General features: G+C 62.5%; 21 protein-coding genes and 1 tRNA gene. 2 read left to right on the plus strand and 20 right to left on the minus strand.

Translation table 11 applies throughout. The annotated features are described in order from the left end of the window. Positions 1–152: 152 nt before the first annotated feature. The 17 genes from rplA to FDP25_RS04520 all read right to left on the minus strand — a co-directional run bounded on the left by rplA (position 153) and on the right by FDP25_RS04520 (position 16898). Positions 153–851, minus strand: coding sequence for a 50S ribosomal protein L1 (gene rplA / locus FDP25_RS04440; protein WP_154149316.1), 699 nt, complete (start codon positions 849–851; stop codon positions 153–155). 1 nt (position 852) lies between these two features. After that, a complete protein-coding gene (gene rplK, locus FDP25_RS04445; RefSeq protein WP_154149318.1) occupies positions 853–1278 on the minus strand; it encodes a 50S ribosomal protein L11 in 426 nt (141 codons plus the stop codon). Between the two features lie 103 nt (positions 1279–1381). Further along, the gene (gene nusG, locus FDP25_RS04450) at positions 1382–1915 is read right to left on the minus strand and encodes a transcription termination/antitermination protein NusG (protein ID WP_154149320.1); all 534 of its coding nucleotides are present in this window, start codon (positions 1913–1915) and stop codon (positions 1382–1384) included. 205 nt (positions 1916–2120) lie between these two features. After that, positions 2121–2318, minus strand: coding sequence for a preprotein translocase subunit SecE (gene secE, locus FDP25_RS04455; RefSeq protein WP_154149322.1), 198 nt, complete (start codon positions 2316–2318; stop codon positions 2121–2123). Between the two features lie 98 nt (positions 2319–2416). Then, positions 2417–3175, minus strand: a complete 759-nt coding sequence (locus tag FDP25_RS04460) for a hypothetical protein (protein WP_154149324.1) — start codon at positions 3173–3175, stop codon at positions 2417–2419. A gap of 208 nt (positions 3176–3383) precedes the next feature. Continuing rightward, a tRNA-Trp gene (locus tag FDP25_RS04465) sits at positions 3384–3459 on the minus strand. An 82-nt stretch (positions 3460–3541) separates the two neighbouring features. After that, complete coding sequence (locus tag FDP25_RS04470) at positions 3542–4063, minus strand: DUF2478 domain-containing protein (RefSeq protein ID WP_154149326.1); 522 nt, start codon at positions 4061–4063, stop codon at positions 3542–3544. Positions 4064–4074: 11 nt separating this feature from the next. Continuing rightward, positions 4075–5343, minus strand: coding sequence for a molybdopterin molybdotransferase MoeA (locus FDP25_RS04475; RefSeq protein WP_154149328.1), 1269 nt, complete (start codon positions 5341–5343; stop codon positions 4075–4077). Continuing rightward, positions 5340–5957 (minus strand): carbonic anhydrase, encoded by a 618-nt coding sequence (locus tag FDP25_RS04480; RefSeq protein ID WP_154149330.1) that lies wholly within the window; start codon positions 5955–5957, stop codon positions 5340–5342. Before FDP25_RS04480 ends, FDP25_RS04475 begins: the two co-directional genes overlap by 4 nt. Before the next feature lies 1 nt (position 5958). After that, complete coding sequence (locus tag FDP25_RS04485; RefSeq protein ID WP_154149332.1) at positions 5959–6519, minus strand: hemerythrin domain-containing protein; 561 nt, start codon at positions 6517–6519, stop codon at positions 5959–5961. Positions 6520–6524: 5 nt separating this feature from the next. Continuing rightward, complete coding sequence (locus tag FDP25_RS04490; protein ID WP_154149334.1) at positions 6525–7325, minus strand: peptidylprolyl isomerase; 801 nt, start codon at positions 7323–7325, stop codon at positions 6525–6527. A 4-nt stretch (positions 7326–7329) separates the two neighbouring features. Further along, positions 7330–8055 (minus strand): respiratory nitrate reductase subunit gamma, encoded by a 726-nt coding sequence (gene narI / locus FDP25_RS04495; protein WP_154149336.1) that lies wholly within the window; start codon positions 8053–8055, stop codon positions 7330–7332. A gap of 11 nt (positions 8056–8066) precedes the next feature. Next, on the minus strand, positions 8067–8780 hold the full coding sequence (gene narJ / locus FDP25_RS04500; protein WP_154153105.1) for a nitrate reductase molybdenum cofactor assembly chaperone: 714 nt from the start codon (positions 8778–8780) through the stop codon (positions 8067–8069). Positions 8781–8782: 2 nt separating this feature from the next. Beyond that, positions 8783–10303, minus strand: a complete 1521-nt coding sequence (gene narH, locus FDP25_RS04505) for a nitrate reductase subunit beta (protein ID WP_154149337.1) — start codon at positions 10301–10303, stop codon at positions 8783–8785. After that, positions 10300–14025, minus strand: a complete 3726-nt coding sequence (locus FDP25_RS04510) for a nitrate reductase subunit alpha (protein ID WP_154149339.1) — start codon at positions 14023–14025, stop codon at positions 10300–10302. The genes narH and FDP25_RS04510 overlap by 4 nt, the downstream gene beginning before the upstream one ends. 22 nt (positions 14026–14047) lie before the next feature. Further along, positions 14048–15430 (minus strand): NarK family nitrate/nitrite MFS transporter, encoded by a 1383-nt coding sequence (locus tag FDP25_RS04515; RefSeq protein WP_281350448.1) that lies wholly within the window; start codon positions 15428–15430, stop codon positions 14048–14050. Between the two features lie 100 nt (positions 15431–15530). Then, a complete protein-coding gene (locus FDP25_RS04520; RefSeq protein ID WP_154149344.1) occupies positions 15531–16898 on the minus strand; it encodes an MFS transporter in 1368 nt (455 codons plus the stop codon). Positions 16899–17150: 252 nt separating this feature from the next. Between FDP25_RS04520 and FDP25_RS04525 the strand changes: the two genes are divergently transcribed. Both FDP25_RS04525 and FDP25_RS04530 read left to right on the plus strand, forming a co-directional pair. Next, positions 17151–17849 carry a helix-turn-helix domain-containing protein gene (locus FDP25_RS04525; RefSeq protein ID WP_343031958.1) on the plus strand — a complete coding sequence of 233 codons (699 nt, stop codon included), beginning with the start codon at positions 17151–17153 and terminating at the stop codon, positions 17847–17849. A gap of 12 nt (positions 17850–17861) precedes the next feature. Beyond that, positions 17862–18173 (plus strand): carboxymuconolactone decarboxylase family protein, encoded by a 312-nt coding sequence (locus FDP25_RS04530; RefSeq protein ID WP_154149346.1) that lies wholly within the window; start codon positions 17862–17864, stop codon positions 18171–18173. Between the two features lie 36 nt (positions 18174–18209). Here the strand turns inward: FDP25_RS04530 and ubiV are convergent, their stop codons facing one another. The 3 genes from ubiV to ubiT are packed head-to-tail and all read right to left on the minus strand — an operon-like array spanning position 18210 to position 20642. Beyond that, on the minus strand, positions 18210–19121 hold the full coding sequence (ubiV, locus tag FDP25_RS04535) for a ubiquinone anaerobic biosynthesis protein UbiV (RefSeq protein WP_154149347.1): 912 nt from the start codon (positions 19119–19121) through the stop codon (positions 18210–18212). Positions 19122–19125: 4 nt separating this feature from the next. After that, a complete protein-coding gene (gene ubiU, locus FDP25_RS04540; protein ID WP_154149349.1) occupies positions 19126–20145 on the minus strand; it encodes a ubiquinone anaerobic biosynthesis protein UbiU in 1020 nt (339 codons plus the stop codon). Continuing rightward, a complete protein-coding gene (ubiT, locus tag FDP25_RS04545) occupies positions 20142–20642 on the minus strand; it encodes a ubiquinone anaerobic biosynthesis accessory factor UbiT (protein ID WP_154149350.1) in 501 nt (166 codons plus the stop codon). Before ubiT ends, ubiU begins: the two co-directional genes overlap by 4 nt. Between the last annotated feature and the right edge of the window lie 314 nt (positions 20643–20956).

Below are 20956 nucleotides of genomic sequence, written 5' to 3' on the forward strand. Positions count from 1 at the left end.
TCACCCGAAGGCCTAGCCTTCGTTGAAATCTCATCTCGTTCCCCATCTCAGGAAGGAATTACGAGGCTTGCGCCTAACCCTCCATCTCGGACAGGACGGGGCCGGATGCGGCCCCGCCATTCGCCCCGGCCCCGAGGGACCAGTGCAAATTCTTATTCCGACGCAGCGTTGCTGACGTCGATGCTGACGCCCGGCCCCATGGTCGAGGTCAGGCAGATCTTCTTGACGTAGGTGCCTTTGGCGCCGGTCGGCTTGGCCTTGTTCACGGCGGCCACAAAGGCACGCACGTTCTCGGCCAGCTTGCCTTCGTCGAAGGAGGCTTTGCCGACACCGGCGTGCACGACGCCCGCTTTTTCGGCCTTGAACTGCACTTCACCGCCTTTTGCGGCGGCAACGGCATCAGCCACGTCCATGGTCACCGTGCCGACCTTGGGGTTCGGCATCAGGTTCCGCGGGCCAAGCACCTTACCCAGACGGCCGACGATCGGCATCATGTCGGGGGTCGCGATGCAGCGATCGAATTCGATCGTGCCGCCCTGAACGGTTTCCATCAGGTCTTCGGCGCCCACGATGTCGGCACCGGCCTCTTTCGCCTCGTCGGCCTTGGGACCACGGGCGAAGACAGCCACGCGCACGTCTTTGCCGGTGCCGTTGGGCAGGCCGACAACGCCGCGAACCATCTGGTCCGCGTGACGCGGGTCAACACCAAGGTTCAGCGAAATCTCGATGGTTTCGTCGAACTTGGCCTTGGCGTTGGATTTGACCAGCGAAACGGCCTCTTCCACGCTCAGGTTTTCCTTGCCTGCGACGGCTTCACGGGCGGCGCGGGTACGTTTACCAAGCTTTGCCATCTTACTTCACCTCGATGCCCATGGAGCGTGCGGAGCCAAGGATGATTTTCATCGCGGCTTCGACGTCGTTTGCGTTCAGGTCTTTCCACTTCGCTTCCGCGATTTCGCGGACCTGCTTGGTGGTCACCGAGCCTGCGGTCGCACGACCGGGGGTGTTCGACCCCGACTTCAGCTTGGCAGCCTTTTTCAGGTAGTAAGACGCGGGCGGCGTCTTGATGTCCATTTCAAAGGACTTGTCCTGATAGTAGGTGATCACGGTGGGGCAAGGTGCACCTTGCTCCATTTCCTGCGTCTTGGCGTTGAACGCTTTGCAGAATTCCATGATGTTGATGCCACGCTGACCAAGCGCCGGACCCACGGGCGGGGACGGGTTCGCTTGACCTGCGGGCACTTGCAGCTTCATCGTGCCTGCGAGTTTCTTGGCCATTGGCCTTCTCCTTTTCCAACCTCCTCGGGACGCGTCCGTCGGAGCCTATGTTGTGTGGTCCGGTCCGGGCATCGCGATGCCCTCGCCTCCCACGGCTTGCACGTCAGGCCTGCTTGGTGACCTGCGTGAATTCCAGTTCGACCGGGGTTTCCCGGCCAAAGATTGAAACCGTCACCTTGAGGCGCTGGTTCTCGTCGTCCACTTCCTCGACCATGCCGTCGAAATCCTCGAACGGGCCGTCGTTGACCTTGACCTTCTCGCCCACCTCGAAGCTGATCATCAGCTTGGGCTGGTCCTCGCCCTCCTGAACGCGGTTGAGGATGGCGTTCACCTCGGAGTCGCGCATCGGCATGGGGCGGCCCTGCGGGCCAAGGAAACCGGTGACGCGGTTGATCGAGTTGATCAAATGATACCCTTTGTCCGACATCTCCATGTGCACAAGCACATAGCCCGGCATGAAGCGGCGCTCGGCGGTCACCTTCTTACCGCGGCGCACCTCGATCACCTCTTCGGTGGGCACCAGAACCTCGTCGATCTCGCCTTCGAGTTCCTGCTCGGCAACGGATTGTCTGATTTGCTCGGCGATTTTCTTCTCGAAGTTCGAGAGAACACTGACCGAGTACCACCGTTTTGCCATCTTCGACCCATGCCTTTGTCACTGTCGGCCACAAGGGCCGGAATTCTTTTGATTTCAGGGGGTTACCCCGAGCTTCCCAAAACAAAAAATCGGCGCGCAACTCGAATCGCCGCGCGCCCTGTCTGGAATTGAGGCGTCAACTACCGCTGTTTTCGCCTGATTTCAAGGGGCTGGCGCGATTTTCCGCCGACACGTTCTCGCCTCGTTAGCCGAAAAGGTTGAGCACACCGGTCAGGCCGGAGCGGATCACCAGATCGACAAGGGCAAAGAACACCGCTGTCAGCGAGGCCATGATGAAGACCATCACGGTGGTCAACAGGACCTCACGCCGCGTGGGCCAAACCACCTTGGCCACTTCCGAGCGGACCTGCTGAATAAACTGAAGCGGATTCGTACGTGCCATGTGCGCTATCTTCTTTTCCGTGCTGCCGTGAGGGGGCACATACGCGCAGCGGCCCATGAATTCAAGGCCAGAAGCGACAGACGCCCCATCAGCCCGTATCAGCCGCGAAAGACCCCGGCTTCAAGCTGCCCGTTGAATGAATCGTCACGGTCATCGTTCCGGCCCATGTCACGACTGGTTGTGCCACCTGCCAGCCAACGGGCACGAATTTTTCCGGGCAGCCTCTTCATGACTGTCCCACGGGTTATATCCCTGATGCCGCGCAGCTTGGCGGCCAGAACGGGATGACGCCGCAGGAACAGGCGCCACAGCCCTTGCAGGAAATCCACCACGCGACCCGGCCCGAACAAGAGGCTGGCCACGAAAAGGGTCCAGAACATCATGGTCAGCAGGCCCGGGATCATCTGTGGCTGAAATACCAGGATGCTCACGATCACAAGCGACAAGGCATAGCGGCGTTCGGTTCGCGGTTCCTCCGCCTCTGCCCCGTCGCCGCTTCGGTCCTCGCGCAGAAAGAACCGTGCCACCCCGCCGCGGCGCGGATGCTCCGCCTCTTCATGATGCGTGTCGTAATGCGTGGAGGGTGTTGCATTAAGTGCCCTGCCCCACGCCTGACGGCGTTCGAGGCGCGCACGGCGCGCATCCTGATCTTCTGGTGAGATGCCCTTTGGCTCATCCGGCATAATGGCGGGCAGGCTGCGCAGGTTCTTTTCGCGCCGCTGTTCGGCCATCATCTTGCGGATCATATCGTCGGCTGTTCCAGCGCGCGTTTCTTGGGGCGAGCCGTCCCGCCCTGTCGTTTGTGTGCGGTCAGGTCCGTCAGCCTCCGGCAAGCCGGGGTCAATGCGTTTGGCCATATGTCTCATACGCTGTCACCAATCCTGTGTCCGCCTTGCGCGGGGCAAGTTGAAAACGGGCACTCTGCACCCTGATGGGACAACGCTATTGGCTGAAATTGGCCAAATAATGGCTATGAATTGCAAAAAAACCGACAAGGTTAACACCATCCAGAGCCCCGCAAAGCAAGAGGTCGTGGGCATGGGCGAAGTCGCGATTTTCGGAGAATGGCAGGGGCAGCAGGGTTCGAACCCGCGACCTACGGTTTTGGAGACCGTCGCTCTACCAGCTGAGCTATACCCCTAAGTCGCCGCGGTGTTATTGTCTTTCGCCGCCGCCGTCAAGCGTCGGTCTGTGACTTATCGGCGAGAATGCTGCCATAATTTTCATGCGGCCCGGGTTTGCGCGGCAACAGCTTGCTTGACCCATGCCACAAGCGCCGCCGCATCGCCCTCCAATGGCTCGGCCAGCCCCTCGGTAAAGTCATGGAAGGCCTCAAGATTGAGCCCGTTGACGCCTGCTAGAACGGGGACGCCCTCCAGCAGGCATTGGCCGATGACATCGCGAAAGCCGCGCCCGTCGGCCTCGTGCTTGCCGAACTTGTTGACGATCAGCAAATCGGGCGACGCGGACAGGCTTTTGCTGACTTCGCCCACGGCCGCTTCAAGTGCGGCCGGATCAAGGCGGCAACCGCGTGCCTCCTTGCCCAAGGATTGCGAAATCCGAAAGACCGGCCCATCGGGCAGAACTTGCACATCCATGTCGCAAAGGTGCGACTTGGCGGATTCGGTATTGGTTTGCACGATCCCGGCCACGCGAACGCCCTCGGCGATGCAGCGGGCGGCGACCTCGCTCAAAAGGCGGTCGGTGGCACCGCGTTCGGCGGTTATGACATATCCAAGCTTCATTTCTTCTTTCCTCAAGACTGGGCTTTGAACGGCAGGAATTCCAGCAAATCCCCCTGCCGCAACTGTTCGACATCGCCGGGAATCAGGACCAACCCGTCAGCCCCGGCCAAGGGCCCCAGATCGGCCGAATGCATATGATCGGAACAGGCGATGACCTGATGGCCGTCTCCGTCATAGCCCGTGATCCGCGCGGGCCGGTATTCACACCGCCCGAGCTTATGCGACAGGGCTGTGGCGGCGCGTACATGCCAGCGCGTGTCCACTGCCCCCGTCTTGCCCGCCAGCCGCGCCGCAAGCGGACGGCCCAGCACATGCCACGTCACGAAGGCCGAAACAGGGTTGCCCGGAAGGCCGAGAACAAGCGCCCCGTCCACATTAGCTACCGTAACAGGCTTGCCCGGCTTGATGGCAACACCGGCCACGACAGTCTTGGCGCCGATGTCGTGCAAGGCACCGGCCACATGATCGCGGTCGCCCACGGACACGCCCCCCGAGGTCACGATCATATCGACATGACAGGCAAGGTCACCCAAAGCCGAGGCCATATCCGCGCGCGTATCCGCCACATATCGGGTCTCCACGACCTCGACTCCCGCCTCGTCACACAGGGCATCGAGCATCGGCCCGTTCACATCCCAAATCGCGCCACCGGTCAGGGGCTCACCCGCCGGGGTGATCTCGTCTCCGGTCAAAACCATGGCGATGCGCGGGCGGCGATAGACGGTGACCTGCCCCGCCCCGGCCCCGGCGCAGAGCGCGAGTGCCTTGGCATCCAGCGTTGCGCCGATCGACAACAGGTCATCACCGGCACGTCGATCTTCGCCCTGCTTGCGAATATTGCCGCCTTGATCACAGGGCGCGATCAGACGTATTTCATCGCCTGTACGCTCAACCTTTTCCTGCATGACCACGGTATCGGCCCCGCGCGGCAGGGGGGCGCCGGTATAGATCCGCATGGCGACCCCGGCAGGCAAATCCTTGGTCGCATCCCCCGCCGCACTGACCCCGGCTACAGGAATCCATCCATCATGGCCAAGATCCTCATGGCGAAGGGCATATCCATCCATCCCGGAATTATCGAAGCGCGGCATGTCTGCCCCTGCCGTTACGGGTAAAGCAAGAACGCGCCCCCGCGCGGCGGCCAGTGGCAACACCTCGGTTCCCTCCACCGGCGCGGCCAGCGAAAGCGCGGCCTGCACCGCATCACGCACCGACATCATCGAATGGCCCGACTGATCGCAGTCACAAGCCGCGGCCTGTAGTTTCTCGAAAACGGTCATTCTGCCGCCCTCCTTTCGTTTTCCCCGCGCGCAACCGTGCAATCCAGGTCGCGCAGCAGGCCGTCCTTGAGCCCATAGATCAGCCCATGCACCGCGATCCTATCCCCCCGCGCCCAGGCCCGTTGCAATATCGGGGTTTCCGAAACGCGCAGGACGCCCTCGATCACGTTCAACTCGGCCAGACGGTCGCGGTGCGCCTCGGGGGTCTTGGCCTGCGCCAGATCGATCGAATACTGCCGCGCCAGCCGCCGGATGGGTTCAAGCCAGTGGTCGGCCAGTCCATGCGGCAAATCCTCGGTCGCGGCCTTCACCCCACCACACCCATAATGCCCGCACACGATGATCTCGCGGATATTCAGGGCATCGACCGCGAACTCCAGCGCGCTGAGCAGGTTCATGTCAGAGGAATGCACCACGTTCGCCACGTTACGGTGGACGAAGACCTCGCCGGGGTCCAGCCCCGCAACCACATTGGCGGGCACGCGGCTGTCGGAACAGCCGATCCAGAAAAACTCGGGCGATTGTCGCGTGGCCAGCCGGGCAAAATAGCCCGGCTCCCGTGCGGTGCGGTCGATGGACCAGTCCTTGTTGCGCTTGAGCAGGTCCTTGAGCATGTCAGGTCTCCTCACTGTCGGGGCCGCTGCGCCGCAGGGCCATGCGCAGGCGCAGGGTTTTCAGATCATCCTTGGTCAGCAGACCACGGGCCAAGGGCAGGACGATCGCGTTTTCCACGATCAGGTGGCGGCGTTCATGCGTCGCGAAGGCCACGGCATCAGCAACCTCGTCATCGGTGAAGGCGGTATTTGAGGACAACACCCGTCGCAGGGCCTGCACCACGCGGTCCAGCGACGTTTCGCTTTCATCGTGATCGGCCAGAAGTTGCGCGAGGGTCTCATGGATTTCGTCGTCGGGCGCGGCGCGGCGGCGCAAGAGCGGGAAGAGGTCTTCTTCCTCATCCGCGACATGACGCGGCAAGACCGTTGTCAGATGCGTCAGGATGGCGATGGCCCGGGCCTGCGGCGGGTGCGCGCAATGCACAAGAGTTTCCAGATCGCAGCACATCACCCGCTGTTCCATATGCTCGTCCGCGATCTGGTCCAGCGGATTGGCGCGCAGGCCCGGGCACGCCTCGCCGCGCCCAGCGCCGTCATCGGGATATGCCGCAGCCCGCTCCATCCCCGTCAGGCCACCTGTTGCAGGTCCATGCCGGATATCCGGGCCTCGTCCAAAAGGCCGGTGACATAAACATGCGCCGCGCGGGCCCAGTTGGCCTTTTCGCAGGCCTCGCGCAGGCGCCCCCGCACCGCCTCGAACGGCAGGACATCTCCCTCGGCGCGGGCATCCATACGCAGGATATGCAGGCCATAGCGCGTCTCGACCGGGCTGTCGTGCACCTCGCCCACGGGGGCGGCATCCATCGCCGCCTCGAACTCGGGCACGGTATCGCCGCTGCTGAGTTGCCCGAGCTGGCCACCGACATCGCGGGACGAGCAGGCACTGTGCTTTGCCGCAAGGTCGCCAAACCGGCGCGGGTTCTCGTGTAGTTGAGACAGCACCTCGTCGGCCTGTTGCCGGGCCGCCGCGCGCTGCGCGTCGTCCCCGGCGGGGACAGCAAACAGGATATGGGCAGGCTGATAGAGCGTGGGCGCACGGTAGCGGCCGGGGTCGCGGTCATACAATGCGTGCAGGTCGGCCTCGGTCACCGGGGCCGGGTCGATCACCTGTTCGAGCACCTCGCGAATGCGTGCCTCGTCATCGGTTTCCAGCTTGCCGGGGGCCAGTTCGCGCGGGGCAGCTGCAATCTCCAGCCGGTCGGCCTGTTCAAGCAGAAGCTGCCGGATGGCCAGCGCCCGCGCCGCGCGGCGCCAGGCAAGGCCGGGCTTGCCCTGCGGTGCGGGGTGGTTTTGGGCTTCTGCCGCGATGGACGCGGCAGAAAGGGTCGTTCCGTTGACGACGATATCGGGGAAAAGCGGGTTGGCCATGGGATCACTCCGCCGGGGTTTTGTTGCGTGCAGCCAAGGCCGAAGACCGGCGCGAGCGCACGATCTGATACCCCCGGCGCGTCAGCAGGTAGCGGAACGGCGCGGCCAGCCCCGATGCGATATGCACAAGCCGCGTGAACGGCACCAGCAGGAAGATCGTGAGACCGAGGAACAGGTGCAGCTTGAAGATGAAGGCCACGTCCTGAATATAGCTGGCGGCCTGACCGTCGAAGGTCACGATGCCCAGCGCCCATGACATGAACTTGGTCATCTCATACCCGTCGAGGTGCTGAAGCGACACGAAAATCGTGCCCAACCCCAAGACCAATTGCGCCAGCAACAGCCCGAGAATGCCGATGTCGGCCACGGTCGAGGTACGGCGAATGCGCGGATCGGTCCAGCGACGATGGAACAGCATCCCGCCGCCCAGCAGCGCTATGATCCCGGCGATGCCGCCCGCGATCACCGCCAGAAGCTGCTTGGCCCCGTGGCTGATGCCGATGGCGTCGAAGACCCAAATCGGCGTGAGCAGCCCCACGAGGTGACCGACGAAGATGATCAGGACCCCGACGTGAAACAACACCGAGCCGATGATCAGCTGCTTGCGGCGCAAAAGCTGACTGGAGCTGGATTTCCACGTGAAGGGTTCGGTCTCATAGCGCGCGATCGACCCGAAGATCATGACCGACAGCGCGATATAGGGGTAAATTCCGAAAAGGAAATTATGCATCTGAGCCTCCATCACTCAGCCGCGGGGGCGGCGTGGCCCGGCGCGGGGTTAACAGGTGTGTCCATCTTGGCGAGCATGTCGCGCACCTGCGGACAGCCGCCATTGGGATCGGGGCCGAAGGTGACTTCGGTTTCTTCCCAGACGGCATCGAGCGCCTCGAGGTCCGACGGGTCGTCATCCGGTTGCTCCAGCAACTCGGCAACGGCCCCGGCATCGGCCTTGACCCCGGCGATCTGCAAGAGGCTGGCGAACACGGCACCATAAGGGCTTTCGCGCCGGGCAAGCCGGTCACGAAGCGCCGCAAGGATATGGGCCGCGTCCGCCAGCGTTTCCTGGACTTCAGTGAAGGGACGCGTTGCCAGGAATTCCAGAAGGACGGGAAGGTGATCGGGCAGTTCCGAGGTGACCGGATCAAAGCCCGCATCGCGGTACATCTCGACAAGGCTGACCATGGCGCCGCCCCGGTCACGGCTTTCACCGTGGACGTGCTCGAAGAGGTTGAGCGACAGGGTCCGCGAGCGATCGAAAAGGCCCACGTAGGTCTCCTGTACCTCGAAGATGTCACCGCTTTGAAGCCAGTCCACCAGCGGGCGCAATTCGCGCCGCGCCGCCGCCGTCAGGCGCGTGTCCGAGGCCAGCACGGCCCCGATTTCCGGCATGGCCGCCTGAAGTTCGGTCGTGGGATAGCTCAGCAAAAGCGATATGGCTTTCAGACTACGATCCATCATCACATCGCCTCCGGCATTTTCAGGGGTTTGCGTTTGCCGCCAAACAGCGAGCCTTTGGAGATGCCCGTCGAACAGCCGTTGCCATCGGTAAAGCCGCAGCCACCGCGCAGGTCATAGGCTTCTTCGACCTGTTCGCGGTGCGTGGTCGGGATCACGAAACGGTCCTCGTAATCGGCCAGCGCCATGATCTTGTACATATCCTCGATCACCCGGCCCGACAGGCCGACGCGGGCCGCGATGGCCTCGTCGATGACACCATCAACCGTTTTGGCGCGCATATAGGTCCGCATGGCCGACATCCGTTCAAGCGCCTGAACCACGGGTTCTTCATCCCCCGCCGTCAGCATGTTCGCCAGATAGCGCACGGGGATACGCAGAGACCGCACGTCGGGCATTTCGCCGTCGTGGCCGATCTTGCCCGCCTCGGCGGCGTTCTGGATCGGGCTGAGGGGCGGGATGTACCAGACCATCGGCAGCGTGCGGTATTCGGGGTGCAGCGGGAAGGCGACCTTCCATTCCATCGCCATTTTCCAGATCGGGCTTTCCTGTGCCGCCTTGATCCAGTCCTCGGGGATACCGTCGGCGCGGGCAGTCTCGATCACCACCGGGTCGTTGGGATCGAGGAACACGTCAAGCTGCGCGTCGTAAAGATCCTGTTCGCTGGGGGCATTGGCCGCCGTGTCGATCTTGTCGGCATCATAGAGCATCACGCCGAGATACCGGATGCGCCCCACGCAGGTTTCCGAACAGACCGTTGGGTTGCCGGATTCGATGCGGGGATAGCACAGGGTGCATTTCTCGGATTTGCCGCTTTCCCAGTTGTAGTAGATCTTCTTGTAGGGGCAGCCCGAGACACACATCCGCCAGCCTCGGCATTTTTCCTGGTCAATCAGGACGATACCGTCTTCCTCGCGCTTGTAGATCGCGCCCGAGGGGCACGAGGCCGCGCAGGCCGGGTTGAGGCAATGCTCGCACAGGCGCGGCAGGTACATCATGAAGGTGTTTTCATACTCCCCGTAGATGTCCTTCTGCACGCCTTCAAAGTTGTAGTCCTTCGAGCGTTTCGAAAACTCGCCGCCAAGGATTTCCTCCCAGTTGGGGCCGTGTTCGATCTTCTCCATCCGCTCACCCGAGATTTTCGAGCGCGGGCGCGCGGTGGGGAAGGCCTCCATTTCGGGGGCCGATTTCAGGTGGTCATAGTCGAAATCGAAGGGCTCGTAATAGTCGTCGATCTCGGGCAGGTCCGGGTTGCCGAACATATTGGCCAGGATACGCCACTTCGAGCCCTGCTTGGGTTGCAGCTTGCCCGATTTGGTCCGCTCCCAGCCGCCGTTCCAGCGGCTTTGGTTTTCCCAGTCCTTGGGATAGCCCACGCCGGGCTTGGTTTCGACGTTGTTGAACCAGGCGTATTCGACACCATCGCGACTGGTCCAGACGTTCTTGCAGGTGACAGAGCAGGTGTGGCACCCGATGCATTTATCGAGGTTCAGCACCATGCCGATTTGTGCACGTACTCTCATTCTGCGGCCTCCTTTGCGGTCGCTTCACGGTCGAGCCAGTCGACCTTTTTCATTTTCCGGACAACGACGAATTCATCGCGGTTCGACCCCACGGTTCCGTAGTAGTTGAAACCATAGGACTGCTGCGCGTATCCGCCGATCATATGTGTCGGCTTGAGCACCGCGCGCGTGACCGAGTTGTGGATACCGCCGCGCTTGCCGGTTTTTTCCGATCCGGGCGTGTTCACGATCTTTTCCTGCGCGTGATACATGAAGACCGTGCCTTCGCGCATCCGCTGGCTGACGACCGCGCGGGCGGTGAGCGCCCCGTTGACGTTGTAGGCTTCGATCCAGTCGTTATCCTCGATCCCGGCCTTTTTCGCGTCGACCTCGGAAATCCAGACCACCGGGCCGCCCCGGTTGAGCGTGAGCATCAACAGGTTGTCGGTATAGGTGGAGTGGATGCCCCATTTCTGGTGCGGTGTGATGAAGTTGAGCACAAGGCTGTCGCCGTCATCCTGCACCGATTTGGTGATGGTCTTGAGGTCAACCGGCGGACGGTAGCCGACGAAGCCTTCGCCGAAGGCCCGCATCCAAAGGTGATCCTGATAAAGCTGCTGACGGCCCGTCAGGGTGCGCCACGGGATCAGCTCGTGGACGTTGGTGTAACCGGCGTTATAGCAGACCTCCTCGCTTTCGATGCCCGACCACGTGGGCGAACTGATAATCTTGCGCGGCTGTGCGGCAATATCGCGGAAGCGGATCTTGACGTGCTCCTGCCCCTCGGCCAGATGCTCGTGTTTCTGGCCGGTGGCCTTGCCCAGTTGCTCCCATGCCTTGACGGCCACTTCGCCGTTGGTCTCGGGGGCCAGCATCAGGATCACCTCGGTCGCGTCGATGTCGGTTTCGATCTTGGCGAGGCCCTCGTTCGCACCCTCGGCGTGAACACCGTTGAGGTCGCGCAGGTGCTTCACCTCGTCCTTGGTGTCCCATGAGATGCCCTTGCCGCCGTTGCCGACGTTTTCCATCAGGGGGCCAAGTGCCGTGAAGCGATCGTAGATCGCGGTATAGTCCCGCTCGACCGGCACATAGTTGGGCGCGGTCTTACCCGGGATCAGGTCACATTCGCCTTTCTTCCAGTCCTTCACCTGGTCCTGTGCGATCTCGGCGGGCGTGTCGTGCAGGATGGGCAGCGCGACAACGTCGGTTTCCTGCCCCAGGTATCCCGGCACGATCTCCTGCACCTTCTTGGCGACGGCCTTGAAGATTTCCCAATCCGACTTCGACTCGTAGGCCGGGTCCACCGCCGCTTGAAGCGGGTGGATGAAGGGGTGCATGTCCGAGGTGTTCAGGTCGTTCTTTTCGTACCAGCTTGCCGTCGGCAGGACGATGTCGGAATAGACCGCCGTGGTGGACATGCGGAAGTCGATGGTGACCAGCAGGTCGAGCTTGCCTTGCGGGGCCTCATCGTGCCACTTGGCCTCTTTCGGCTTCTGGCCGCCTTCCTCGCCCAGATCCTTGCCCATGACGCCGTTGTCAGTGCCCAGCAGGTGCTTGAGGAAATATTCGTGCCCCTTGCCAGAACTGCCCAACAGGTTGGACCGCCACACGAAGAGGTTCCGCGGCCAGTTCTCGGGCGCGTCGGGGTCTTCGCAGGACATTTCCAGTTCGCCGGACTTGAGCTTGTCGGCGATATAGTCGCGCGGCTCCTGCCCCGCCGCCTTGGCGGCCTTGGCCACCTCAAGCGGGTTCTGCTTGAGCTGCGGCGCCGACGGAAGCCAGCCCATCCGCTCGGCCCGGATGTTGTAATCGATCATGCTGGCGTCCCAGTCGCCCTCGGGGGCCGTGGGCGACAGGATTTCGTCGGCGGTCAATGTCTCGTAACGCCATTGGTCAGTGTGGGCATACCACGCCGAGGTGGAGTTCATGTGCCGGGGCGGGCGCCCCCAATCCAGACCGAAGGCCAGCGGAAGCCAGCCGGTCTGCGGGCGCAGTTTTTCCTGCCCCACGTAGTGGCTCCAGCCGCCGCCCGACTGGCCGACACAACCGCACATCACCAGCATGTTGATGATGCCGCGATAGTTCATGTCCATGTGATACCAGTGGTTCAGACCAGCCCCGAGGATGACCATCGACTTGCCGTTGGTCTTTTCGGCATTGAGCGCGAATTCACGGGCCACGGTGGCGATCTTGTCAGCAGGAACGCCGGTGATCTTCTCGGCCCATTTCGGGGTATAGGGAATGTCGGCGTCATACTCCGTGGCCACCCAATCGCCGCCCAGCCCACGATCCAGACCATAGTTGGCGCAGAACAGGTCAAAGACGGTGGCGACACGTGCCTCGCCCTCGGCCAGTTTGACGGTCTTGACCGGGATATTGCGGGTCAGGACATCGGGGTGATCGCATTTGACGAAGTTTTCTGTGGCAACGCCGCCGAAATAGGGGAAATCGACGCCGACCACATCGTCATGATCCTCATCGAGGATCAGCGACATCTTCAGCTCGGTGTCGGCGCCGTTGGCGCGTTCTTCGAGGTTCCATTCGCCGTCCTCGCCCCAGCGATACCCGATGGAGCCGTTGGGCGCGACGTAGCTACCCGATTTGCCATCCAGCGCGATTGTCTTCCATTCGGGGTTGTTATCCTCGCCCAGCTTGTCGTCGAAATCATCGGCGCGCAGAAGGCGACCGGGCACCAGCTGGCCGTCTTTTTCCTCCAGCTTCACCAGCATGGGCATATCGGAATACTTGCGGCAGTAGTCTTCGAAATAGGCTGCCTGCCGGTCGAGGTGGAATTCACGCAGGATGACATGGCCCATGGCCATGGCCAGCGCGGCATCGGTGCCCTGCTGCGGGGCCAGCCAGATGTCACCGAACTTCGATGCCTCGGAATAGTCCGGGCAAATCACTGCCGACTTGGTCCCGCGATAGCGCGCCTCGGTATAGAAATGCGCGTCCGGTGTGCGGGTCTGTGGCACGTTCGACCCCCAGATCAGCAGGAAACCGGCGTTGTACCAGTCCGCCGATTCCGGCACGTCGGTCTGTTCGCCCCATGTCATCGGCGAGGCGGGCGGCAGATCGCAATACCAGTCGTAGAACGACATGCAGGTGCCGCCCAGAAGCGACAGGTAGCGCGAGCCGGCGGCGTAGCTGACCATCGACATCGCGGGAATGGGCGAAAAGCCGAAGACGCGGTCGGGGCCATAGGTTTTCGCGGTATAGGCATTGGCGGCGGCGGTGATCTCGGTCGCCTCGTCCCAAGTGGCCCGCACGAAGCCGCCCTTGCCGCGCGTTTCGACATAGGTCGCGCGCAGGATCGGATCGTTTTGCAGCTTGGTCCATGCGTCGATCGGGCTGAGGGTCTTGCGCATGTCGCGCCAGATTTTCATCAGCTTGCCGCGCACCAGCGGGTTTTTCACCCGGTTGGCACTGTAAAGGTACCAGCTATAGCTGGCGCCACGGGCACAGCCACGCGGTTCGTGGTTGGGCAGGTCGGCGCGGGTGCGCGGGTAATCCGTCTGCTGGGTTTCCCAGGTGACGATCCCGGATTTCACGTAGATCTTCCAGCTACAGGAGCCGGTGCAGTTCACCCCGTGGGTCGAACGCACGATCTTGTCGTGCCGCCAGCGGTTTCTGTAGGTATCCTCCCAGTCACGGCTTTCACGCGTGACCTGACCGTGACCATTGGCGAACGGCTCCAATTCCTTCGACTGGAGAAAGTTCAATCTGTCGAGCAGGTGGCTCATGGTGTTCTCCTTGGGTTTATGCTCAGGCCGCGGTGGTCGTCTGACCGCGTTCGATGTCGTGAAGAATGCCACCCTTGCGCGTGTAAACGGCGAAGGTGATCAGGGCGCAGACGACGTAGAAGGTCAGGAAAGCCCAAAGCGCGGCGGCCGGGCCGCCCGTAGCGGCGATCGAAGTGCCATAGCTTTTCGGAATGAAGAAGGCGCCGTAGGCTGCGATGGCCGACGTGAAGGCGATGATCGACGAGGCCTCACGCTCGGATTGCTTGCGCGCGGCGTTGTCCTCCTGTCCGGGGTTCAGGCGGGCCACTTCGCGACGCATGATCACCGGGATCATCTGGAAGGTCGAGGCATTGCCCACGCCGGTGAGGAAGAAGAGCGCCATGAAGCAGGCGAAGAAGCCCCAGAAATTGCCCTCGCTACCGCCCAGCGGCAGGAACTGAAGCACGCCATAGACCGCGGCGATCATGCCGACAAAGGTCCAGAACGTCACACGGCCACCGCCCCATTTGTCCGAAATCCACCCTGTCGCTGCCCGGCTGAGAGCACCGACAAGCGGCCCGAGGAAGGCAAGGTGCAGCATGTCCAGTTCGGGAAACTGGGTTTTCATCAGCAGGGGAAAGCCCGCTGCATAGCCGATGAAGCTGCCGAAAGTGCCGGTGTAGAGGATGCACATGATCCAGTTCTGGCGGCGCTTCAGGATTTGCAGCTGGTCCGACAGGGTGGCCTTGGCATCGGCGATGTCGTTCATGCCGAACCACGCCGCGACGGTCGCGATCACGAGGAAGGGGACCCAGACAAAGCCCGCGTTCTGCAACCAGATGCGCCCGCCATCGGAAATCTCCTGCGGTGCACCGCCAAGTGCGCCGAAGACACCGGCCGTGATGACAACCGGCACAAGGAACTGCATCACGGACACACCGAGGTTCCCCAGCCCCGCGTTCAGCGCCAGGGCGTTACCCTTCTGGGCGCGCGGATAGAAATAGGCGATATTGGCCATCGACGAGGCAAAATTGCCGCCGCCGAACCCGCACAGCAACGCGAGGATCAGGAACATCGAATAGGGCGTGTCGGGGTTCTGCACCGCAAAACCTATGCCAACAGCGGGCAAAAGCAACGAGGCGGTCGAGAGGGTCGTCCACAGCCGCCCACCGAAAATCGGCACCATGAAGCTGTAGAAAATGCGAAGCGTGGCCCCGCTGAGGCCCGGCAGGGCCGCCAGCCAGAACAGTTGGTCGGTCGTGAAGGCAAAGCCGATGGCGGGCAGTTTGGCCACCACCACCGACCAGACCATCCAGACCGAGAAGGCCAGAAGCAGCGCCGGGATCGAGATCCAGAGGTTGCGTCGCGCAATCCGTGCGCCGTCTTGTTTCCAGAACTGGCTGTCCTCGGGGCGCCAGTCGGTCAACAGTTTACCGGTGTTTGTCGATACGGAAGACATCTTGTCATATGTCCTTTTCAATTGGGTTCCGGGGCGGCGCGACCACGCGTGTCGCGCCGTGAAGGGGTTATTCGGCAGGGCGTGCGCGTCCGGCTTCAGACATGCCGACGGTTGACGCCTCGGGTTTGGCCAAAGGGGTCTCGGGAACGTCCGAGAGGTATTTCTCATCCTTGAGGGCCGGGTGACGGCGGCGTTCCATACGGCGGATGGCGACATGCATCCAAACGGTCATGATCGCGACCAGCACGAAGAGCAGCATGAAGGGCGCGGTCCAGACCCCGGTGAGGTCCAGCAGCATCCCGAAGGCAATCGGCAGGAAGAACCCGCCAAGGCCGCCGATCATGCCGACCAGCCCCCCGACCGAGCCCACGTGATGCGGGTAGTAGACCGGGATGTGCTTATAGACGGCCGCCTTGCCAAGGCTCATGACAAAGCCCAGCGCCACGGTCAGCGCGACGAAGACGCCGACGCTCAGGCCGAAATTGAACTCGATCGGGCCGGTGATACCTTGCACGACATAGCTGGTCTGCGGGTAGCTCATGAGGAACAGGACCACCAGCGACACCACGAAGGTCAGGTACATGACCGAACGCGCGCCCCATTTGTCCGACATCCATCCCCCGAGTGCGCGGAAGACAGAACCGGGAAGGCTGTAGAGGCCTGCAAAGACACCCGCGGTTGTCAGTTCGAGCCCATAAGCGCCCACGTAATAGCGCGGCAGGAAACTGGCCAAGGCGACGAAGGCGCCGAAGACGAAGAAATAATAAGTGGCAAAGCGCCAGACCTGGATGTTCTTCAGCGGTTCGAGTTGCTGACCGGTCGAAACCGGACCTTCACCGCTTACCTTGCGGGCCTCGTGCTCGGGGTCGGTCTTGGCCAGCAGGTAGAACAGGACAGCGGTGATCGCCAGAACCACGGCATAGACCCGTGCGGTCCCTTCCCAGCCAAGCGCGACGACGAGGAACGGGGCGGCAAAGTTGGTAACAGCCGCACCCACGTTACCAGCACCGAAAATGCCAAGGGCCGTGCCCTGACGCTCTTTCTCGAACCAGCGCGAGGTATAGGCGACGCCCACGATGAACGAGCCGCCCGCAAGGCCAAGGCCCAGTGCCGCCAACAGGAACACCGGGTAACTGTGTACCGAAGTCAGCAGCCAGACGGCCACGGCGGTGATCAGCATTTGCAGCGGGAACATGATCCGGCCGCCGAACTGTTCGGTCCAGACGCCCAGGAAAATCCGGCTGATCGAGCCGGTCAAAACCGGCGTGGCCACCAGCAGGCCAAATTGAGTATCACTAAGCCCGAGTTCCCCTTTGATCTTCACGCCGATGATCGAGAAAATCGTCCACACGGCAAAGCAGACGGTAAAGGCGAAGGTGCTCAGCCCAAGGGCACGATATTGATCCGTGCGAGTTACGCCTTCGAGCGAGTTCATGATTGGTCCCTCCTAAGATGCATCGCAGTCTCCTGCGGCGCGTTTCCGGGGCACCAAAACGCGTCGAAGGGAGGAAACTGGTTGATCCAGATCAAAAGTTCCCCCACCCTTGGGCGAAATAAGTGATCGTCAAATTTGATTGGGTCGCGCCTGAAAAACATGTTGGGCACAAAGAAAATCGACATCAATCCAGCGGTTGACATTTATCAAGTGACCCATCAAGCAATGTGAAGTCCCAGTTTCGGAGGCCTCGTGCGAGCAGACGATATACCGGCGATTCGCGAACTTGCCTTGTTCCGCGACATGGAAGAGGAAAACTTCCAGAACTTGGTCAAGGCCGCCTATGTGCAAACCTTTCCGCCGCAGGTGGACCTGACAACGGCGGGCGATCACTCGGATTTTCTGCACATCGTTTTTTCCGGCAGCGTCGAACTCTATGCCAACTGGAACGGGCGCGAGACCTCGATGGCGACGGTGCGCCCGATCTCGACCTTCATTCTCGCGGCGACGATCAAGGACGCACCCTATCTGATGTCGGCACGCACCGCCGAGAAATCGCGCATCATCATGCTGCCCTCGCCCAATGTCCGCGCGGTGTTCGAGCAGGACAACGGCTTTGCCCGGGCGGTGGTGACCGAGTTGGCACAATGCTACCGCTCGGTCGTGAAAACCTCCAAGAACCTCAAGCTGCGCACCTCGATCGAACGGGTCGCCAATTATTTCCTGCGCTGTCACAGGCGGGTGGACGGGGCCTCAGAATTCAAATTGCAGATGGAGAAACGGCGTCTGGCCTCTTTTCTGGGCATGACCCCCGAGAACCTGTCGCGTGCCATCAAGGCCCTGCGTGCCTATGGTGTCGAGGTGGATGGCGAGGACGTGAAGATCACGAACCTGTCCGAGTTGGAGAGATTTGCAAAACCTGATCCGCTGATCGACAATTATTCGACATGAGAGGAGCGATGCATGGCTGATGATCTTCCCGGCGCCGCTGGCGACCTACAAAACGACTTTCCCGATGTCTGGAAATCCTATTCCGATCTGGGCGAAGCCACCGCGACATGCGGCCCGTTAACGGCCCGCGAGCGGCGGCTTGTCAAACTGGCCCTCGCTATCGGGGCAGGATCGGAAGGGGCCGTCCATTCCCACATGCGCCGCGCCGACGGCGACACGGTTTCCCGCGCCGACGCGATGCAGGTGGCGATGATGTCGATCGGCCCCCTTGGTTTTCCGCGTGCCGTCGCCGCGAAAACATGGATCGAAGACGTCACGGGCTAACATTGGCTCCGAACGGATCGGGGGCCAACATCGCCATCAGGCCGCGTCGGCCCGGCGGGCGATGTGGCGATAGCCCGCTTCGCCATACCAGAACCCATTGCTGAACCCCGTGCCGACACAAAGCTCGCCAAGGCGTGAGCGCCCCTCTTCGACACTGCTGCGGCCTTGCATCACATCGTCGAAAATCCGGGCCACGGCCACCATATCCACGTCCTGCGGCAAAAGGCGGGCATGGGTGATACCCATGTCCCGCATCACCGGCAATTCCGCCAAAAGCTCGATATAACTTTCCGATTGCGTCTGGATTCCGTTCACCCGGAGGATCGGCTGTTCGTCCCGCGTGGCCAGTGGCATCCCGTCGCTGTCCTCCTCGCAAACGAACTGGCAGTTGTCCTTCGTCCGGCCATGGGCGCGCGCATGGTAGCACCGCGCCGACACGGCCAGCGGCGCGCGGCCAAACGCCTGCACCTCGACGCCAAGGCCCAGATCGCGGGCGGCCTCGGCGGCGACCCCCACCGCGGCCCCCGGCATTTCCGGCGGAAGGCAGACATGCGTGGCCCCCTGCCCGGCCATCCAGTCGATGGTCGCCACGCTATAGGCGTTCAGGAACGGCCCGATGCGATGCGCCCGCCCGCCCCGCGCCATGAGCCCCGCGGCATTGTTGACCTCGACCTCGGGGCCCTCGCTGTCCATCAGGTCCGAAGTGGCTTGCCGTTCACGTTTGAGCATCACTTCGGCCAGCGATGACAGCACCACCCGCTTGCCCGCCCGCTCCAGCCGGTCGATCACCTGCGGCAACTCGCGCTCGAAAAAGGGCGCGCGCTTGGAACAGATCACCTCGCCCAGGTAAACCGTGCTCACAGGTGCCTCATCGGCAATCCGGGCATAGAAATCGCGGCGTTTTTCGGGCGTCCAGTGATAGGCCAGCGGCCCAAGCGTCAGTTCCATCGGCTCATCTCCATTTCTTGGTCTGAAACGCGCCCTGCGTTTCCTTCTGCCCCTCGGTCAGCGCGATCAGGTCGGCCAAGTCCGGCTCGGCCCCGGCGCGCACGGTATCCACCGCCTCGCGAAAGGCGCCCACGACCTTGCGGACATAGGATTTCGAGCGCTGCCGCCCCTCGATCTTGAAGGCATGCACCCCCGCCGCCATCAGATCGGGCAGAAGCCGCGACAGGTTCAGGCTGACAGGTTCTTCGAAAGCATAATAGCCCTCGGGCCGGTGCGGGGCGGTGTAGCGCCCCTTGCAGATGGTGGGATAGCCCGCCGTTTCGCCCTTGGCGAAACTGTCGATGGTGAACCCACCAAGACAGGAACGCAACGCGCCATTGGCGTCTTCCTCGTAGGTCACCTTGGCGGCGGGCGAACAGACACCGTCCATATTCGTGGACTCCCCCGTCATCCAGTTGGTCAGGCTGCACCGCCCTTCGACCATGAGGCCGTGATTGCCAAAGATGAAGGTCTCGATCTCGCAGGGGATTTCCTGCTTGATCGCGCGGATTTCGGGGATGGTCAGGATGCGCGGCAGCACCACACGTTTGACCCCGAAATTCTCACAGTAATACCGGATCGCCTCGGGGCTGGAGGCCGCCGCCTGCACCGAAAGGTGCAGCCGCAGGTCGGGATGCGTGGTGGCGATATGCCGGGCCACGCCCATATCGGCCACGATACAGGCATCCACACCGACGCGTGCCGCGACCTCCGCCGCGTCGCGCCAAAGCGCCTCGTGCCCGGCGGGCGGATATGTATTGAGCGCCAAAAGCACCTTGGCCCCGCGCGCATGGGCATAGGCGACCGAGGCTTCAAGCTCTTCGGGCGTGAAGTTCAGCCCGGGGAAGTTGCGGGCATTGGTGGCATTGCGGAAGCCGCAATACACCGAATCCGCCCCGGCATCGACGGCGGTGCGCAGGGCGGCGGGGGTGCCAGCGGGGCAAACCAACTCGCCAGCTTGGGAAAACTGTTCACCCGTGGTCATGCCGCGGCCCTCCGGCGCAGGGCGTTCAGGACCATCCGGCCCGGCGGACCAAACAGGTTGGCCGTATCCTGCGCGATCGACCCGTCCACGTCATCCAGCGCATTGCGCAGCGACACCACCGCCTCGGTATTCCCCGAGATCGTCAAATCGCGCGAAAAGAACGCCGCGTCGCCGTCATCCTCGCCATCGACCAACCGCAACAGCAGCATGAACGGCCCCTCGATCCGCGCATCATGCGGCGGCAGAGGGTCGCGTGGAATCGCGCGAAAAACGGGCGCGTCCGGGTCCGGGCGCAGATGCAGGGCAAAGGGCATCTCGCGGGCCAGAACGATGAAATCGGCCTGTTGGTAGGGGGCGATGCGTGCGAACATCTCGGGATGCCGGCGCGCGATCCGGTTTACCACCCGTGACAGAACAGGCTGAAGTGCCGCGCGCAGCGGGCCGCCGGGCAAGGCGGGCCACCGGGGCGGCGCCGGGTGTGGGGAGGCATCGGTCATGCTTGGGTCTCCGTCTTGTCTATGGAACCGTTGTCCGGTCCGCCCTCCTGCCCCGGCAACATGGCAAGCGCGGCGAAAGCGCCGAGTACGCACAGCCCCGAAAGGACATGGAGAGGGTCGGTATGATCTGGCCAAAGGCCCGCCGCGACCCGCGCCGACAATGCCACCACCGCGCATAGCCCCAGCACGAGACCAGGCAGACGGGTGTGGCGCGACGCGGCACAGGTCATCCGCCGATCCCTCCCGGAGCCGGTCCGAAGCGGCCAGCGATCAGGGTGAAATCTATGCGCGGTGTTGCAAACACGGAATCGGGC

This window comes from Roseovarius bejariae, from assembly GCF_009669325.1.
Taxonomy (GTDB): Bacteria; Pseudomonadota; Alphaproteobacteria; order Rhodobacterales; family Rhodobacteraceae; genus Roseovarius; species Roseovarius bejariae.

Excerpts from the sequence above, each read along its gene's own strand:
- rplA (WP_154149316.1), bottom strand. The coding sequence starts at position 851 with ATGGCAAAGCTTGGTAAACGTACCCGCGCCGCCCGTGAAGCCGTCGCA.
- rplK (WP_154149318.1), bottom strand. The coding sequence starts at position 1,278 with ATGGCCAAGAAACTCGCAGGCACGATGAAGCTGCAAGTGCCCGCAGGT.
- nusG (WP_154149320.1), bottom strand. The coding sequence starts at position 1,915 with ATGGCAAAACGGTGGTACTCGGTCAGTGTTCTCTCGAACTTCGAGAAG.
- secE (WP_154149322.1), bottom strand. The coding sequence starts at position 2,318 with ATGGCACGTACGAATCCGCTTCAGTTTATTCAGCAGGTCCGCTCGGAA.
- FDP25_RS04460 (WP_154149324.1), bottom strand. The coding sequence starts at position 3,175 with ATGGCCAAACGCATTGACCCCGGCTTGCCGGAGGCTGACGGACCTGAC.
- FDP25_RS04470 (WP_154149326.1), bottom strand. The coding sequence starts at position 4,063 with ATGAAGCTTGGATATGTCATAACCGCCGAACGCGGTGCCACCGACCGC.
- FDP25_RS04475 (WP_154149328.1), bottom strand. The coding sequence starts at position 5,343 with ATGACCGTTTTCGAGAAACTACAGGCCGCGGCTTGTGACTGCGATCAG.
- FDP25_RS04480 (WP_154149330.1), bottom strand. The coding sequence starts at position 5,957 with ATGCTCAAGGACCTGCTCAAGCGCAACAAGGACTGGTCCATCGACCGC.
- FDP25_RS04485 (WP_154149332.1), bottom strand. The coding sequence starts at position 6,519 with ATGGAGCGGGCTGCGGCATATCCCGATGACGGCGCTGGGCGCGGCGAG.
- FDP25_RS04490 (WP_154149334.1), bottom strand. The coding sequence starts at position 7,325 with ATGGCCAACCCGCTTTTCCCCGATATCGTCGTCAACGGAACGACCCTT.
- narI (WP_154149336.1), bottom strand. The coding sequence starts at position 8,055 with ATGCATAATTTCCTTTTCGGAATTTACCCCTATATCGCGCTGTCGGTC.
- narJ (WP_154153105.1), bottom strand. The coding sequence starts at position 8,780 with ATGGATCGTAGTCTGAAAGCCATATCGCTTTTGCTGAGCTATCCCACG.
- narH (WP_154149337.1), bottom strand. The coding sequence starts at position 10,303 with ATGAGAGTACGTGCACAAATCGGCATGGTGCTGAACCTCGATAAATGC.
- FDP25_RS04510 (WP_154149339.1), bottom strand. The coding sequence starts at position 14,025 with ATGAGCCACCTGCTCGACAGATTGAACTTTCTCCAGTCGAAGGAATTG.
- FDP25_RS04520 (WP_154149344.1), bottom strand. The coding sequence starts at position 16,898 with ATGAACTCGCTCGAAGGCGTAACTCGCACGGATCAATATCGTGCCCTT.
- FDP25_RS04530 (WP_154149346.1), top strand. The coding sequence starts at position 17,862 with ATGGCTGATGATCTTCCCGGCGCCGCTGGCGACCTACAAAACGACTTT.
- ubiV (WP_154149347.1), bottom strand. The coding sequence starts at position 19,121 with ATGGAACTGACGCTTGGGCCGCTGGCCTATCACTGGACGCCCGAAAAA.
- ubiU (WP_154149349.1), bottom strand. The coding sequence starts at position 20,145 with ATGACCACGGGTGAACAGTTTTCCCAAGCTGGCGAGTTGGTTTGCCCC.
- ubiT (WP_154149350.1), bottom strand. The coding sequence starts at position 20,642 with ATGACCGATGCCTCCCCACACCCGGCGCCGCCCCGGTGGCCCGCCTTG.